This is a genomic window from Streptomyces sp. NBC_00091, assembly GCF_026343185.1.
Classification (GTDB): Bacteria; Actinomycetota; Actinomycetes; order Streptomycetales; family Streptomycetaceae; genus Streptomyces.
The window spans coordinates 301,755-316,569 of sequence record NZ_JAPEMA010000003.1 but is presented as its reverse complement, the minus strand read 5'-3'; the positions used below and the strand labels follow the sequence as shown (position 1 = coordinate 316,569).

At 74.1% G+C, this 14,815-nt stretch carries 10 protein-coding genes; all 10 read left to right on the top strand.

The features are described from left to right. Positions 1-1,206, top strand: a complete 1,206-nt coding sequence (locus tag OOK34_RS32370) for an acyl-CoA dehydrogenase family protein (RefSeq protein WP_267037714.1) — start codon at positions 1-3, stop codon at positions 1,204-1,206. Positions 1,207-1,326: 120 nt separating this feature from the next. Then, a complete protein-coding gene (locus OOK34_RS32365) occupies positions 1,327-2,475 on the top strand; it encodes a hypothetical protein (protein WP_267037713.1) in 1,149 nt (382 codons plus the stop codon). A gap of 99 nt (positions 2,476-2,574) precedes the next feature. Next, positions 2,575-3,660: a saccharopine dehydrogenase gene (locus OOK34_RS32360; protein WP_267037712.1), complete on the top strand. Its 1,086-nt coding sequence runs from the start codon at positions 2,575-2,577 to the stop codon at positions 3,658-3,660. After that, positions 3,650-4,837 (top strand): saccharopine dehydrogenase C-terminal domain-containing protein, encoded by a 1,188-nt coding sequence (locus OOK34_RS32355; protein WP_267037711.1) that lies wholly within the window; start codon positions 3,650-3,652, stop codon positions 4,835-4,837. The genes OOK34_RS32360 and OOK34_RS32355 overlap by 11 nt, the downstream gene beginning before the upstream one ends. Positions 4,838-4,910: 73 nt before the next feature. Next, complete coding sequence (locus OOK34_RS32350; RefSeq protein WP_267037710.1) at positions 4,911-6,239, top strand: lysine N(6)-hydroxylase/L-ornithine N(5)-oxygenase family protein; 1,329 nt, start codon at positions 4,911-4,913, stop codon at positions 6,237-6,239. After that, positions 6,239-7,372, top strand: a complete 1,134-nt coding sequence (locus tag OOK34_RS32345; RefSeq protein ID WP_267037709.1) for an FAD-binding oxidoreductase — start codon at positions 6,239-6,241, stop codon at positions 7,370-7,372. Before OOK34_RS32350 ends, OOK34_RS32345 begins: the two co-directional genes overlap by 1 nt. Then, positions 7,369-9,672 (top strand): class I tRNA ligase family protein, encoded by a 2,304-nt coding sequence (locus OOK34_RS32340; protein ID WP_267037708.1) that lies wholly within the window; start codon positions 7,369-7,371, stop codon positions 9,670-9,672. Before OOK34_RS32345 ends, OOK34_RS32340 begins: the two co-directional genes overlap by 4 nt. Further along, positions 9,669-12,956, top strand: coding sequence for an amino acid adenylation domain-containing protein (locus tag OOK34_RS32335; RefSeq protein ID WP_267037707.1), 3,288 nt, complete (start codon positions 9,669-9,671; stop codon positions 12,954-12,956). Before OOK34_RS32340 ends, OOK34_RS32335 begins: the two co-directional genes overlap by 4 nt. Before the next feature lie 101 nt (positions 12,957-13,057). Next, the gene (locus OOK34_RS32330) at positions 13,058-14,545 is read left to right on the top strand and encodes an AMP-binding protein (protein WP_267037853.1); all 1,488 of its coding nucleotides are present in this window, start codon (positions 13,058-13,060) and stop codon (positions 14,543-14,545) included. After that, positions 14,538-14,813, top strand: a complete 276-nt coding sequence (locus OOK34_RS32325; protein WP_267037706.1) for an acyl carrier protein — start codon at positions 14,538-14,540, stop codon at positions 14,811-14,813. Before OOK34_RS32330 ends, OOK34_RS32325 begins: the two co-directional genes overlap by 8 nt. The last annotated feature ends 2 nt before the right edge of the window (positions 14,814-14,815 follow it).

Below are 14,815 nucleotides of genomic sequence, written 5' to 3'. Positions count from 1 at the left end.
ATGGAACTGACCACGAGCTTCGACCCCGAGGTCCTCGCGCTGCCCTTCTACGAGGACTGCCACCGCCGGCTCGCCGAGGAGGCCGGGGCCTGGTGCGACAGCAACCGGGTCCTGTGGGAGGAGGTCCGCTCCCTGGGCCCCGACGCCGCCGGCCGGCGCCTGGTACGCGCCCTCGGCGCGGCGGGCTGGCTGAGCGAACTCGACCCGCGGGGTGCCCCGGTGGACGACTTCCGGGCGGTGTGCCTGCGCCGCGAGGCCCTCGCGTACGCCGAGGACCTGGCCGACTTCGCCTTCTCCATCCAGGCGCTGGCCGCGACCCCGCTGCTGCGCTTCGGCAGCGAGGCGCAGCGCCGCCGCTACCTGCCGGGGATGGCCGCCGGAACCCTCATCGGGGCCTTCGCGGTCTCCGAGAAGGAGGCCGGCTCCGACCTGGCCTCGGTCGGGCTGGAGGCGGTGCGCGGCGCGGACGGCTCGTACGTGCTGAACGGGCGCAAGGCGTGGATCGCCAACGGGACCATCGCCGACGTGTTCGTGGTCATCGCCCGCACCGGACAGGGCCCGGGGCCGCTGGGGCTCTCGGCCTTCCTGGTGCCCGCCGGCACTCCCGGGCTGCGGGCGGAGCGGATCGACGCGATCGCCCCGCGCTCCTTCGCCCACCTGTCCTTCGAGGACTGCCGGCTGCCCGCCGACGCGGTGCTCGGGCGGCCCGGCAAGGGGTTCGTGGTCGCCGTGGACCTGCTGGAGCGGTTCCGCACCACGGTGGGGGCCGCGGCCCTCGGCTTCGCCCGGCGGGCCTTCGACACGGCGCTCGCGCACGTGCTGGCGCGGGAGGCGTACGGGGCCCCGCTCTTCGACCTCCAGCTGGTCAAGGCGGCGCTCGCCGACATGGAGGTGCAGCTGAACGCGGCCGCGCTGCTGGTGGCGCGGGCCGCCTGGGAGACCGACCGGGGCAGCCGCCGGTTCGCCCGGCACTCCAACATCGCCAAGGTCCACGCGACCGAGGCCGCCCAGGGCGTCGTCGACTCGGCGGTGCAACTGCTGGGCGCGGCGGGCATCGTGGAGGGCTCGGTCACCGAGCGGCTGTACCGCCAGATCCGCGCGCTGCGCATCTACGAGGGCACCTCGGAGGTACTGAGGATGGCCATCGCGGGCTCCCTCGACATGCGCAGGGCCGCCCGCGCCGCAGCAGCCCCTCTTTGCGCCTAAACCGGCGCCGCTCTCGCGGACGTGGTCGTCCGCCGTCGTGGTTACTCAATTGATGGTTGCCGTGTTCGTCGTCTTTCGAACTGCGCGACCAGTACCAACAGTTCAGCAAGGAGTCACACAGTGAGCAGCACCACCACCGTCAGCAGCCCCGTCGAGGCCGTCCGCCTCGCGGACCCGTACCCCTACTACGCGCGCCTGGTCGCCGAACGCTCCTTCGCCTACGACGAGGCGCTCGGGGCCTGGGTGGCCGCCGACGCGGCCGCCGTGCGCGCGGTGCTGGGCAGCGGCGCGCTGCGGGTGCGGCCGGTCGCCGAGCCGGTCCCGGCCGGGATCGCGGGGACGGCGGCCGGGGAGGTCTTCGGCGAGCTGGTGCGGATGACGGACGGCGCGGCGGCGGCCCGCCTCAAGGGGGTCGTGGCCGGGGCGCTGGCCCGCGCGGACACCGCGTACGCGGCCTCGCTGGCGGCCCGCTTCGCCCGGGAGGCCCTGTCCGCGGGCGGCGAAGTCCCGTACGAGGAGCTGATGTTCGCCGTCCCGGCCCGGGTGGTGGCCGCCCTCAGCGGCCTGACCGAGGGCGCCGGCCGCGAGGCGGCGCGGGCCATCGGCGACTTCGTCCAGTGCATCCCGGCCACCGCGACTCCGGAGCAGCAGCGGGCGGCCGCGACGGCGGCGGCCCGGCTGCGCGAGCTCCTGGGCCCCGCCCTGACCGCGGCCTCGGCCGTGCACACCGCAGGCGGTGCGCAGGGGCTGCTGCGGGAGCTCGTCACGGCCGCCGAGCGGGACGGGTGGGCGCGGCTGGGGCCGCTGCTCTCCAACGCCATCGGGTTCCTCTCCCAGACCTACGACGCCACCGCCGGGCTCATCGGGAACACCCTGGTCGCCCTCGCCCGGGGCGCGGAGGGGTCCGACACCGGGGCGCTGGTGCGCGAGGTGGTCCGCCACGACGCCCCGATCCAGAACACCCGCCGCTTCGCCGCCGAAGCCTTCGCGCACGCCGGCTCCACCGTGGAGCCCGGGCAGCAGATCCTCGTCCTCCTCGCCGCCGCCAACCGCGACCCCGCCGTCAACCCCGACCCGCACGCGCTGACCCCCGGCCGGGTGAATCCGGCCGTCTTCACCTTCGGCGCGGCGGCCCACCGCTGCCCGGGCGGGGAGCTCGCCACCGCCCTCGCCGACGCCGTCGTCACCGAACTGCGCGCGGCAGGCTTGGGCACCACCGCGACCCCCGCCTACCGCCCGCTGGCGAACGCCCGGATCCCGCTCCTCTAGCGCGCGGGCCGTCCCCGACGGAAGCCGACGCCGCCCCCGCAACCGCGATCAGGCCGGGGGTCAGCCACCCCTATGCCTTCAGACAGGACAAACCGCAACATGTCGGACAGCCTTCACCTCTGGATGCGGCACGAGGCCCGCCTCACCGAACGTCGGGCCCCCCTCACCCCCCAGGACGCCGCCCGCCTCGTCGAGGCCGGCATCCGGATCACCGTCGAGGAGTCGGACCAGCGCGCCTTCCCCCTCGACGGCTACACCGCCGCCGGCTGCGCCACCGCCCGCACCGCCTCCTGGCACGAACAGGCCCCCGCCGACGCCTACGTGCTCGGCCTCAAGGAACTCCCCGCCGGCCCCGCCGCCCCCGCGCTGCGCCACCGCCACATCTACTTCGGCCACGCCTACAAGGGCCAGGCCGGCGCCCGCGAGCTGCTCTCCCGCTTCACCGCCGGCGGCGGCGCCCTGCTCGACATGGAGTACCTCACCGACGAAGCCGGCCGCCGCGTCGCCGCCTTCGGCTACTGGGCCGGCTACATCGGCGCCGCCCTCGCCGTCCTGCACCACCGCGGCGCCCTCACCGCCCCGCTGAGCCCCACGGACCGCCCGACCCTGGACGCCCTGCTCGCGGCCGGCGCGGCCGCCCCCGGCCCCACCGCCCCCGACCCCACCGCCGCCCTCGTCATCGGCGCGCTCGGCCGCTGCGGGCGCGGCGCCTGCGACGCCCTCGTCCAGGCCGGCCTGGCCCCCACCCGCTGGGACCTCCCCGAGACCCGGCCCGTCGACCGCGCCGCCCTCCTCGGCCACGACCTGCTGGTCAACACCGTCCTGACCACCACCCCCGTGCCGCCGTTCCTGACCAAGGCCGACCTCGACGACCCGGCCCGCCGGCTCTCCCTGGTCAGCGACGTCACCTGCGACGTCACCTCCGACTGCAACGTCCTGCCGGTCTACGTGGAGACCACCACCTGGACGCAGCCCGTACGCACCCTGCGCGACGGCGAGCGCCCCCTCGACCTCATCGCCATCGACAACCTCCCCTCCCTCCTCCCCGTCGAGGCCAGCACCGCCTTCTCCGCCGAACTCACCCCGCAACTGCTGCGGCTGGCCGAGTGGGACGGCGTCTGGGCCCGCGCCCTGCACACCTTCGAGGCAGCCGTCGAAGCCCAGGAGGCACCCCTTGTCCACTGACCCGGCCGCTCCGGCCTCCGGCACCGTCCACTGGATAGGCACCGGCCTGTCCACCGGCCGCTCCGGCCTCTCCCTCCTCTGCGAACGCGCCCGCCGCGTGGTCCTGTGGGACCGCACCGCCGAACGCGCCGCCGCCCGCCTGGCCGCCCTCGGCCTGGCGGGCCGCGCCGAGGTCCGCGCCCTCACCCCGGCCGCCCTGGCGGCCGAGGCGGGCGCGGGCGACGTCCTCGTCTCCATGCTCCCGGCCGCCGAACACGCCCCGCTGCTGCGCCTGGCCACCGACCGCGGCGCCCACTTCGCCTGCACCAGCTACTCCTCCCCGGAGCTGGCCGAGCAGGCGCGGCGGGCGGCCGCGCACCGCCGTACCGTCGTCCTCACCGAAGCCGGACTCGACCCCGGCATCGACCACCTGATGGCCCACGACCTGGTCGCCCGGGCCCGCGAGGCCGTCGGCCCGTTACCGGCCACCGCCGTGTTCGCCTCCTACTGCGGAGGCGTCCCGGCGGTCCCGGGCCCCTTCCGCTACCGCTTCAGCTGGGCCCCCTACGGAGTCCTCGCCGCCCTCGGCTCCCCGGCCCGCTACGTGGCCGAAGGCGGCGAGGTCACCGCCCCGCGCCCCTGGGAGGCCACACGCGGCCTGACCCTGGCGGGGGAGGAGTTCGAGGCCTACCCCAACCGCGACAGCCTCCCCTTCGTCGCCCAGTACGGCATCCCGTACTACTGGCACCTCGACACCTTCGTCCGCGGCACCCTGCGCAACGCCGGCTGGCGCGCCGCCTGGCGGGAGGTCTTCGACACCGTCTCCACCGGGGACACCGAGGCCGTCCGCGCCCTGGCCGCCGAACTCGCCGCCCGCCACCCCACCACCCCCGCCGACCGCGACCGCGTCGTGCTGTCCGTCTCCCTGGAGCTGCGCACCAGGGCCGGCGGGCGCTGGCGCGGCTCACGCCTGCTCGACCTCACCGGCGACCCCGCCGAGTCCGCGATGGCCCGCTGCGTCTCCCTCCCCCTCGCCCACGGCGTCACCCGGATCCTGGCCGGCGCCCTCCCCGCCGGCCTGAACCGCGCCGCCGAGACCCCCCGCGAGGCCGCCCGCCGGCTCACGTTCCTCACCGCCCACGGGCTCGGCGGCACCTACGAGGAAACCGCCTCCACCCCCTCAGGAGTACCGGCATGACCGCCTGACGCTCCCTCACCCCACCCACCCCTCCCCTCACCTCACCCACCGAATCGAACGAGAGGTTCCGACAATGGGGCACGAGAGCTTCCGGCCGGGCATCACGCACTTCCGCTGCGTGGGAGTCGGCGTGGGCCCGGCCAACCTCAGCCTGGCGTCCCTGCTGCACAGCAGGCCGGACGTACCCAATCTCTTCCTCGACCGCAAGGAGTCCTTCAGCTGGCACGACGGCCAGCAGATCCCCGGCAGCAGCCTCCAGGTCTCGCAGTTCAAGGACCTGGTCAGCCTCGCCGACCCCGCCAACCCCTTCTCCTTCCTGTCCTACCTGCACGCCAAGGGGCGGGTCTACCACTTCCTCAACGCCCAGTTCGACGACGTGCCGAGGCTGGAGTTCCGCAACTACCTGGCCTGGGCCAGCCGCCGCAACGAGAACATCGTCTTCGGCGAGGGCGTCCAGGAGGTCGATTTCGACGACGGACTCGGCGTGTACACGGTCCGCACCGACCGCCGCACCGTCACCGCCGACAACGTGGTGGCCGGCGTCGGCAGCCGCCCCTGGGTCCCGCCGCAGGGCGAGAACCTGCTCGGTCCCACCCAGTTCCACGTCGCCGACTACCTCCACGCCGCCCGGGACGTCGGCGGCAAGCGGGTCGTGGTCATCGGCGGCGGCCAGTCCGGCGCGGAGGCCTTCCTCGACCTGATCTCCCGGTCGGGGTGGGAACTGCCCCGCCGGGTCTCGTGGATCTCCCGGCGGCAGAACTACTTCCCCATCGACGACTCGCCCTTCACCAACGACTACTACATGCCCAGCCACGCCGACTACTTCTACGGACTGCCGCGCGAGCGCCGCCAGTCGCTGAACTCCCGCAACATCCTGACCAGCGACGGGATCTCCGAGTCCACCCTGCGCGAGATCTACCAGACCATCTACGTCCACCGGTTCGTCGAGGGCAACGAGGACCTGGTCGCCCTGCACCCGGGCCGCGAGGTCTTCGACGTCAGCCCCGGCCCCTTCGGCGGCTGGGAGGTCTGCGCCCGCCACACCGGCGAGCCCGAGTCCGTGGAGAAGTTCGAGGCCGACGTCATCGTCTGGGCCACCGGCTACCGGCCCGCCGCCATGGACTTCCTCGCCCCCCTCGCCGGCCGCCTGGAGCACGAGGGCGAGGAACTGCGCGTCGACGAGGACTACGCCGTCCGCTGGGACGGCCCCGCCGACCGCCGGATCTTCGTCCAGAACGGCGTCCGCGGCCAGCGCGGCCTCGCCGACCCCAACCTCAGCCTCAACGCCTGGCGCAGCCGGCGCATCGCCGACCGGCTGTGCGGGGTCCGCGGCGACGAGCAGCTCGCCTCCTTCATCGAATGGTCCTCCAAGGGCCCCCAGGAAGAACGGTGGAGTGCCTGATGAACCCCGACCCCACGGCCCCCGCCGGCTACCGGACCACCGCCGCCGGCAGCGGCGGCCCCGCCGGCGCCCGCACTGACATCGCGGTGGTCGGCGCCGGCATCCTCGGCGTCCTCGTCGCCCGCGAGATCCTCGCCCGCGACCCCGCCGCCACCGTCACCGTCCTCGACCGGGACATGATCGGCTCCGGCGCCACCCGCCGCTCCGCCGGACTGCACTTCCCGCGCGGGGCCAACGACACCGTCCGCACCCTGGCCGCCGAGAGCGAGCGCTTCTACGCCGACCTCCACACGGCCCGCCCCGACCTGCCCATCCACCCCCTCGGCATGACCGTCCTGGCACCCGAGGCCGCCGAGGAGCAGCTGCGCGAGGCGTACCTCCCCGAGGCCAAACTGCGCTGGACCACCGAACTGCCGCCCGCCGTCCCCGCGCTGCCGGAGAACTTCGGGGCCTGGGAGGGCGACGGCTGCCAGTACGCGGACGTCCACACCCTCACCCAGCTCCTCGCCGCCGAGCTGCGCCCGGCGGTCTCCTTCCGCGAGGGCGTCGCCGTCACCTCCGTCGCCGCCGGCCCCGGCGGCGCCCGCCTGACCCTGACCGGCGGCGCCACCCTGACCGCCGGACACGTCGTCGTCTGCCCCGGGCCCTGGCTCGCCGACCCCGCCTGGCGGGACCTGGTGGCCCCGCTCGGAGCCCGCGTCAAGAAGATCGTCGCCCTGCACGTGGAGACACCCCCGGCGCCCGGCGACCGGGCCCTCGTCCTGCACGCCGAGGACGCCTTCCTGCTGCCCCTGCACCACCGCGGGCACTGGCTGTTCAGCTACACCTGCCAGGAGTGGGACGTCGACCCCGCCACCGTCGACCCCGCCCTCACCGCCGGCCACCTGCGCGAGGCCCGCGCCCTGCTCACCCGCTACGCCCCGGGCCTGGCCGCCCACTGCCGGTCGGGCCGGGTCTTCTGCGACGCGTACGGACCCGGCGGCACCCCCCTCGTCACCCGCCTCGACCCCTACGGCCGGCTCGTCTTCGCGGGCGCCGCCGGCGGCTCCGGCTACCGCCTGGCCCCGGCGCTGGCCGCCCGCGCCGCCGGGCTGATCCCTTCCCTTCCGTCCCCGCGAAAGGCCACGACATGATCATCGCGAGTTATGACGCCGACGTCCTGGAGCAGGCCTTCGGCATCGACATGAGCGGCGTGGAGGGCCTGGGCACGGGCGCCGGCTGGGGCCGCGTCGCGCCCGGCGGCGCCACCGACAGCCACCACCACGACGAGACCGAGCTGTTCGTCGTCGTCTCCGGCCGCGGCGAGTTCCTCGTCGACGGCGAAAGCCACCCGGCCGCCCCCGGGACCGTCGTCCTCTTCGAACCCTTCGAGTCCCACGTCTTGCAGAACACCAGCGTGAAGAACAGCGAGGGCGACGGGGAGGACCTGGTCTTCTTCACCCAGTACTGGCGCGACGCCGAGCGGGCCATGGCCTCCGCCACCGCCCCCGCCCGCGAGGGCTTCGCGGACCGCCCGGTCTTCGTCTTCTCCACCCCGCCCACCCCCAACGGCGACCTGCACCTGGGCCACCTCTGCGGCCCCTACCTCGGAGCCGACGCCTTCACCCGCTTCCAGCGCATGAACGGCGCCGAGGCCTACCACCTCACCGGCAGCGACGACTACCAGAGCTACGTCCTCGGCGCCGCCCGCGAGGACGGCCGCACCCCCTCCGAGACCGCCGCCCACTACAGCGCCGAGATCGCCGAAACCCTGCGGCTGATGGACATACCCGTCGACCAGTACACGGTCACCGACCAGGACCCCGGCTACCGCGAGGGACTGAAGGACTTCTTCAGCCGCATCGTCGCCTCCGGCGAGATCGCCGTCACCGAACGGGACGCCCTCTACGACGGCGCCAGCGGCCGCTACCTCTACGAGGCCGACGTCAAGGGCGGCTGCCCCGGCTGCGGCGGCGCCACCTCGGGCAACATCTGCGAGGAGTGCGGGGAACCCAACACCGTCGCCGACCTCGCCGACCCCCGCCCCGCCGGCGCCGGACCCGCCACCACCCCGCCGCGCCTGGCCCCCGCCGCCCGCTGGACCCTGCCCCTGCACGCCTACGCCGGGGAGGTCCGCGCCCACCACCGCCTGGGCCGGGTCCCCGCCCGGCTGCGCGAACTCGCCGACCGGCTCTTCCGCCGCCCCGCCCTGGACATCCCCCTCACCCACCCCTCCGGCTGGGGCGTCGAGCCGCGCGAGGGCGACACCGACGGGCAGGTCATCTGGGTCTGGCCCGAGATGAGCTACGGCTTCCTGCACGGCATCCAGTCACTGGGCGCCCGCCTCGGCCGCCCCTGGCAGGCCTCGGCCCCGGCCCCCGACTGGAAGATCGTCCACTTCTTCGGCTACGACAACAGCTTCTACCACTCGGTCCTCTACCCCGTCCTCTACCAGCTCGCCTTCCCCGGCTGGACCCCCGACATCGACTACCACGTCAACGAGTTCTACCTGCTGGAGGGCCAGAAGTTCTCCACCAGCCGCCGGCACGCCATCTGGGGCAAGGAGGTCCTCACCCCCGACACCGTCGACGCCGTCCGCTACTTCCTCGCCTCCACCCGCCCCGAGGGCCTGCGCACCGACTTCCGGCGCGCCGCCTACGAGGCCACCCTCGGCGACACCCTCATCGGCACCTGGCAGCACTGGCTGACCGACCTCGGCGCCCGCGTCGCCAAGCACCACGGCGGCCGCGCCCCCGACGCCGGGAACTGGACCCCCGAGCACACCGCCTTCCTGGCCCGGCTCGGCACCCGCCTCACCGCCGTCACCGCGGCCCTCGGCAAGGACTCCTTCTCCCTCAACCAGGCCGCCGCCGAACTCGACGGCATCGTCCGCGACACCGTCCGCTTCACCCGCGCCGAAGGCCTCCTCACCGACACCCCCGGCTGGGAGGACGAGAACCGCACCGCCGTCGCCCTCGAACTGGCCGCCGCCCGCCTCCTCGCGCACGCCGCGGCCCCCGTCATGCCCCGGTTCGCCGCCCGCCTCGCCGCCGCCCTCGGCGCCGAGACCCCGGGCACGTGGCCCCGTACGGTCGAACTCCTCGCCCCCGGCACCGCACTCGCCCTCGCCGACGCCGTCTTCTTCCAGCCCGCCCCCGACACCGGCAGCGCCACCGACGCCGGCAGCGCCCTCACCCCCTGGCTCACCGGCGTCGCCCGCACCGCCCTGCGCCTGGCCGAGGACGAGCAGATCGCCCACCGCACCCTCACCCAGCTCGCGGCCGGATCCCTCCAGGCCGTCACCGTCCAGTACCAGATCCTCGACGCCCTCGACGTCGACCTCTCCATGGACGAACTCCTGCACGGCGGCACCCTCGCGGAACTCGCCGCCGTCATCGCCGAGCGCGCCGAGCCCTCCGCCGTCGCCGCCCTGACCTCGGGGGAGGCCCGATGAACACCCGCCAGATCCTGCGCGAGATAGCCGAGCGCGGGCTGTCCGTCGCCCTCGCCGACGGCGACCTGCGCCTCCAGGGCAACCGCGACCGGATGGACACCGAGTTCATCTCCCGCGTCAAGGCCGCCAAGCCCGCCCTCGTCGCCCACCTGGCCCGCGAGGCCGAACACGGCCCCGGCTTCCCCCTCACCCCGCTCCAGCGCAGCTACTACCTGGGCCGCAGCGGCATCTTCGAGATCGGCGACGTCTCCAGCCACGTCTTCCACGAGATCGAGGGCGACTGGGACCTCGACCGGCTGCAGAGCTCCCTCGACACCGTCGTCGCCGCGCACAGCGCCCTGCGCTCCCGCTTCCTCTCCGACGAACGCCAGGCCACCGAACACGACGGGACCGCACCCCGGATCGGCGTGCTCGACCTGCGCGCCCACAGCCCCCGCCAGCAGGAGCTCATCCGCACCGAACTGCGCGAGATGCGCTCCCACCAGGTGCTGCCCGCAGACCAGGCCCCCCTGCTCACCGTCGACGCGACCATCCTCGACGACGACAGGATGGTCCTCCACGTCGGCCACGACGGGCTCGTGATGGACGGGATCAGCATGTTCCTGTTCTTCCGCGCCTGGTGGCACGCCTACCAGAACCCCACCGCCGAGGTCCACGAGGAACTCCCCTACGAGGACTACCTCGCCGCCCTCGAGACCGCCCGCGACCGGGCCCCCGCCCGGCGCTCGCGCGAGTACTGGACGCAGCGCTGCGACGACCTCGCCCCCCACCCCGACCTGCCGCTGCGCACCAGCCCCGCCGCGCTGTCCGGCACCCGCTTCACCCCGCGCGAGGTCCGCCTGGAACGCACCGCCTGGAACGCCCTGAAGGAACGGGCCGGCGCCGAGGGCCTGACCCCCTCCGCGCTGCTGCTCGCCGCGTACGCCGAGACCCTGGCCACCTGGGGCGCGGGGGAGCGGTTCACCCTCACCACCACCGTCGCCAACCGGCCGCCCGTGCACCCCCGCGTCTTCGAGGCCATCGGCCAGTTCTCCGACACCCTCCTCGTCGAGGCGGAGATCGACCGCTCCCTGCCCTTCGCCGACCGCGCCCACGCCCTGCAGACGCGCCTGCACACCGACATCGACCACCGGCACTTCTCCGGCATCGAGGTCCTCAAGGAACTGGCCCGCCGCCGCGGCGGAGTGGCCGGGGCGCGCATGCCGTTCACCTTCAACAGCGCCATCGGACACGTCAGCAGCGAGGTCGACGGCTCGGCGCTGGAACTCTTCGGCAAGGAGGTCTTCTCCGTCAGCCAGACCCCGCAGGTGTGGCTCAACGCCTTCGCGATGGAGCAGCACGGCGAGCTGGTCGTCCAGCTCGACGGCATCGACGAACTGTTCTGCGAGGGGCTCCTGGACGACCTCGCCCACGGCTACGAGAGCATGCTCCGCACCCTGGTGGACGAGGCCGCCTGGCAGCGCCACAGCTTCGACCTGCTGCCGCCCGCCCAGCGCGAACGCCGTGCCGCGGCCAACGACACCGCCGTGGAGATGCCCGAGGAGATGCTCGGGGACGCCATCGTCGCCCAGGCCGCCCGCACCCCCGCCGCGCCCGCGATCCTCACCTCCGGGCGGACCGTCAGCTACGGCGAACTCCTGCACCGGGCCGCCACCGCCGCCACCTGGCTGCGCGAACAGGGCGTGGGCCGCGGCGAGCTGGTCGGCCTCGTCATGCACCGCGGACCCGAGCAGATCGTCGGCATCCTCGCGACGGTCCTCGCCGGGGCCGCGTACCTGCCCGTGGACGCCGGCCTGCCCGCCGCCCGGCAGGAGTACATGCTCGCCGACGGCCGGGTGCGCTGCGTGCTGACCAACACCGGCTGGACCTCCGCCGGTTCCATGGCCTCCTTCGACCTGACCCGCCCCTGCTCCGGCCGCGCCGAGGTCCCCGACCGGCTGCCCGGGTCCGGCCCGGACGACCTCGCGTACGTCCTCTACACCTCGGGGACCACCGGCGCCCCCAAGGGCGTCATGGTCACCCACCGCAACGTCGCCAATGTCGTCGCCGACTGCCAGGCCCGCTTCGGGATCACCCCCGAGGACCGGTTCATGGCCGTCAGCGCCTTCAACTTCGACCTGTCGGTGTGGGACGTCTTCGGCGCCCTGTCGGCCGGCGCGGCCCTGGTCATGCCCGACCGCGACCGGGCCGCCGACCCCGCCCACTGGCTCGAACTGTGCTGGCTCTACCACGTCAGCGTGTGGAACTCCGTCCCCGCCATCGTCGGACTGCTCCACGGCCAGGCCCGCGCCGACGGCGACGTACCGCCCGGGCTGCGGCTGGTCATGATGAGCGGCGACCGGCTCCCGCCCGCCCTGCCCGCCCAGCTGCGGGAGATGATCCCCGGCCTGGAGGTCGTCTCCCTCGGCGGCCCCACCGAGACGACCATCTGGAACATCCTGCACCCCGTCGGCGAGGACGAGGACGGCAGCGAATCCATCCCCTACGGCCGCCCCAACGCCAACAACCGCGCCTACGTCCTGGACCGGGACGGCCTCGACGCCCCCGACTGGGTCACCGGCGAGATCGTCGCCGCCGGCACCGGGCTGGCCCGCGGCTACTGGGGCGATCCCGAGCGCACCGCCGAGCGGTTCCAGGAGGACCCCGAGCGCGGCGAACGCCTCTACCGCACCGGCGACCTCGGCCGGTACCTGCCCGACGGGAACATCCAGATCCTGGGCCGCAGCGACTTCCAGATCAAGATCAACGGCTATCGGATCGAGGCCGGGGAGGTCGAGACCCGCCTCGCCGCACTCGCCGAGATCTCCCGGGCCGTGGTCGCCGCCCAGGGCAACCGCCTCGTCGCCCACCTCGTGCCCGCCGGCGGCCACCGCCCGCACCTGAACGAGGTGCGCCAGGCCCTGCGCGCCGACCTGCCCGACTACATGCTCCCGGCGGCCGTGCTCTGGCACGACGACCTGCCGCTGACCCGCAACGGCAAGGTGGACCGTACGCGGCTGGCCGCGCTCGGCACCGAGCAGTCCGCCGCCCAGGAGACCGGCGGCAGCGCCCCCGCCACGCAGGCCGAGAAGATCCTCTGCGACATCTGGTCCACCGTCCTGCGCCGCCCCGACATCGGCGCCCTGGACACCCTCGCCTCCCTCGGCGGCGACTCGATCGCGGCGGCCCGCATCCTGACCGCGGCCCGCAAGCGGTTCGGGGTCACCATCACCCTCGACCAGTTCTCCGAGCTGGACACGGTCCGCGCGATGGCCGCCGTCCTCATGCCGAGGGCTGACCGGTGAGCCCGACGGCGCCCCGTCAGGGGCGCGGGGAACTGCGCGACCAGACACAGCAGGCCCGCGGCGCGGCGGTACCGGAGACGATCCGGCGGATCACCGGCCAGGTGCCGCGCGGCGGCCACCTCCACGTCGCGCGCCTGGACGGCACCCGCACCATCAGCCTGCGCGAGCTGTACGCGCGCTCCGGGCGCCTCGCCCACCACCTGCGCGAGCGCCACGGCATCGGCGCGGGCGACCGCATCGGCATCCTCGCCGCCAACAGCCTGGAGTGGGTGCTCCTCGACCTGGCGGCCCTGCGGCTCGGCGCGCAGACCGCGGGCCTGGAACCCGGCAAGTTCACCCCTTCCACCGCACTCATGGACCGCTACTCCCTGCACCTGCTCTGCACCGACCAGCCCGCCGACGGCATCCCCGGCACCCTCGCCATGGACGGCGTCCGGGCGTTCACCGAGCCGGGCGACGGCCCGGACCTCCCCCTGCCACCCGTCACCTGGGGCTTCCAGGACGTCACCACCATCAAGTTCACCTCCGGCAGCACCGGCGTCCCCAAGGGCCTCGGAGCCACCGCCGGCAGCATCGACAGCTCCCTCACCGCGGTCCAGGAGATCTTCGAACACACCCCGGACGACCACCTCTTCGTCTTCCTGCCCCTCTCCCTCCTCCAGCAGCGCTACTGGGTGTACTCCGCCCTGCTGCACGGCCACGACGTCACCATCACCACCTACGAAGCCGCCTTCGCCGCCCTGCGCCGGGTCCGCCCCACCGTGGTCATGGGCGTCCCCGCCTTCTACGAGAGCGCCCGCCGCACCATCGAGGGCCGGCTGCGCCGCTCCGCGGACCGCACCCTGCCCGACGTGGCCCGGGCCCTGTTCGGCGACCGGATCCGCTACCTGTGGACCGGCTCCGCCCCCGCCTCGCCCGCCGTCCTGCGGTTCTTCACCGGGGCCGGACTGCCGATCTTCGAGGGCTACGGGCTCAACGAGACGTGCATCGCCACCAAGAACCACCCCGGCGCCCACCGCGAGGGCAGCGTCGGCAAGGCCGTGCGCGGCAAGGAGGTGCTGATCGGCGAGGACGGGGTGATCAGCATCCGCAGCACCCACCCCGTCAACAACCACTACGCGTACGCCCGTCCCGGCGACTCCGAGAAGGTCTTCGCACCCGACGGCACCGTCCGCACCGGCGATCTCGGCCACCTCGACGAGGACGGCTTCCTCTTCGTGCACGGCCGCGCCGACGACGTCATCGTCCTCGACAACGGCAAGAAGGTCATCGTCCGGCCCATCGAGGAACTGATGCGCGCCGACCCGGCGATCGCCGAATGCGTCGTCTTCAGCCCCACCCAGACCGAACTCGTCGCCGTCGTCTCCCCGGCCGCGCAGCCGGCCGACGCCGGGGCCATCGCCGCCCGGCTCGCCGCCACCAACGCCGCGACCACCCCCGACGAGCGGATCAGCCGGGTCCTGGTCGCCGACCCGCCGTTCAGCATCGGCAACGGCCTGCTGACCTCCCAGTACAAGCCCAAGCGCCCCGACATCCGGGCCGCCTACCACTCCCCGCTGCACGCCCAGGAGGCCGGAATCCATGCCTGACATCCCGTCCGAGATCGAAGCGGCCGCCCGCGACCAGCTCTCCCTCGTACTGATCCCCGAGGTCGAGCCCGAGGCCATAGACCCCGACGCCGACATGGTCTCCGCCTACGGCCTGACCTCCCTCAACAAGGTCCTCTTCCTCACCGAGGTCTGCGAGGAGACCGAAGTGGACCTCGCCCACTTCACCGAGCACGACCTCGCCGACATGAAGACCCTGCGCGACGTCACCGAAGCCCTCGCCCGCCACCACGCCACCACCGGAGCCTGAAC

Bases quoted from the DNA above. Each gene is read 5' to 3' on its own strand.
- OOK34_RS32370 (WP_267037714.1), top strand. From the start codon at position 1: ATGGAACTGACCACGAGCTTCGACCCCGAGGTCCTCGCGCTGCCCTTC.
- OOK34_RS32360 (WP_267037712.1), top strand. From the start codon at position 2,575: ATGTCGGACAGCCTTCACCTCTGGATGCGGCACGAGGCCCGCCTCACC.
- OOK34_RS32350 (WP_267037710.1), top strand. From the start codon at position 4,911: ATGGGGCACGAGAGCTTCCGGCCGGGCATCACGCACTTCCGCTGCGTG.
- OOK34_RS32345 (WP_267037709.1), top strand. From the start codon at position 6,239: ATGAACCCCGACCCCACGGCCCCCGCCGGCTACCGGACCACCGCCGCC.
- OOK34_RS32340 (WP_267037708.1), top strand. From the start codon at position 7,369: ATGATCATCGCGAGTTATGACGCCGACGTCCTGGAGCAGGCCTTCGGC.
- OOK34_RS32335 (WP_267037707.1), top strand. From the start codon at position 9,669: ATGAACACCCGCCAGATCCTGCGCGAGATAGCCGAGCGCGGGCTGTCC.
- OOK34_RS32325 (WP_267037706.1), top strand. From the start codon at position 14,538: ATGCCTGACATCCCGTCCGAGATCGAAGCGGCCGCCCGCGACCAGCTC.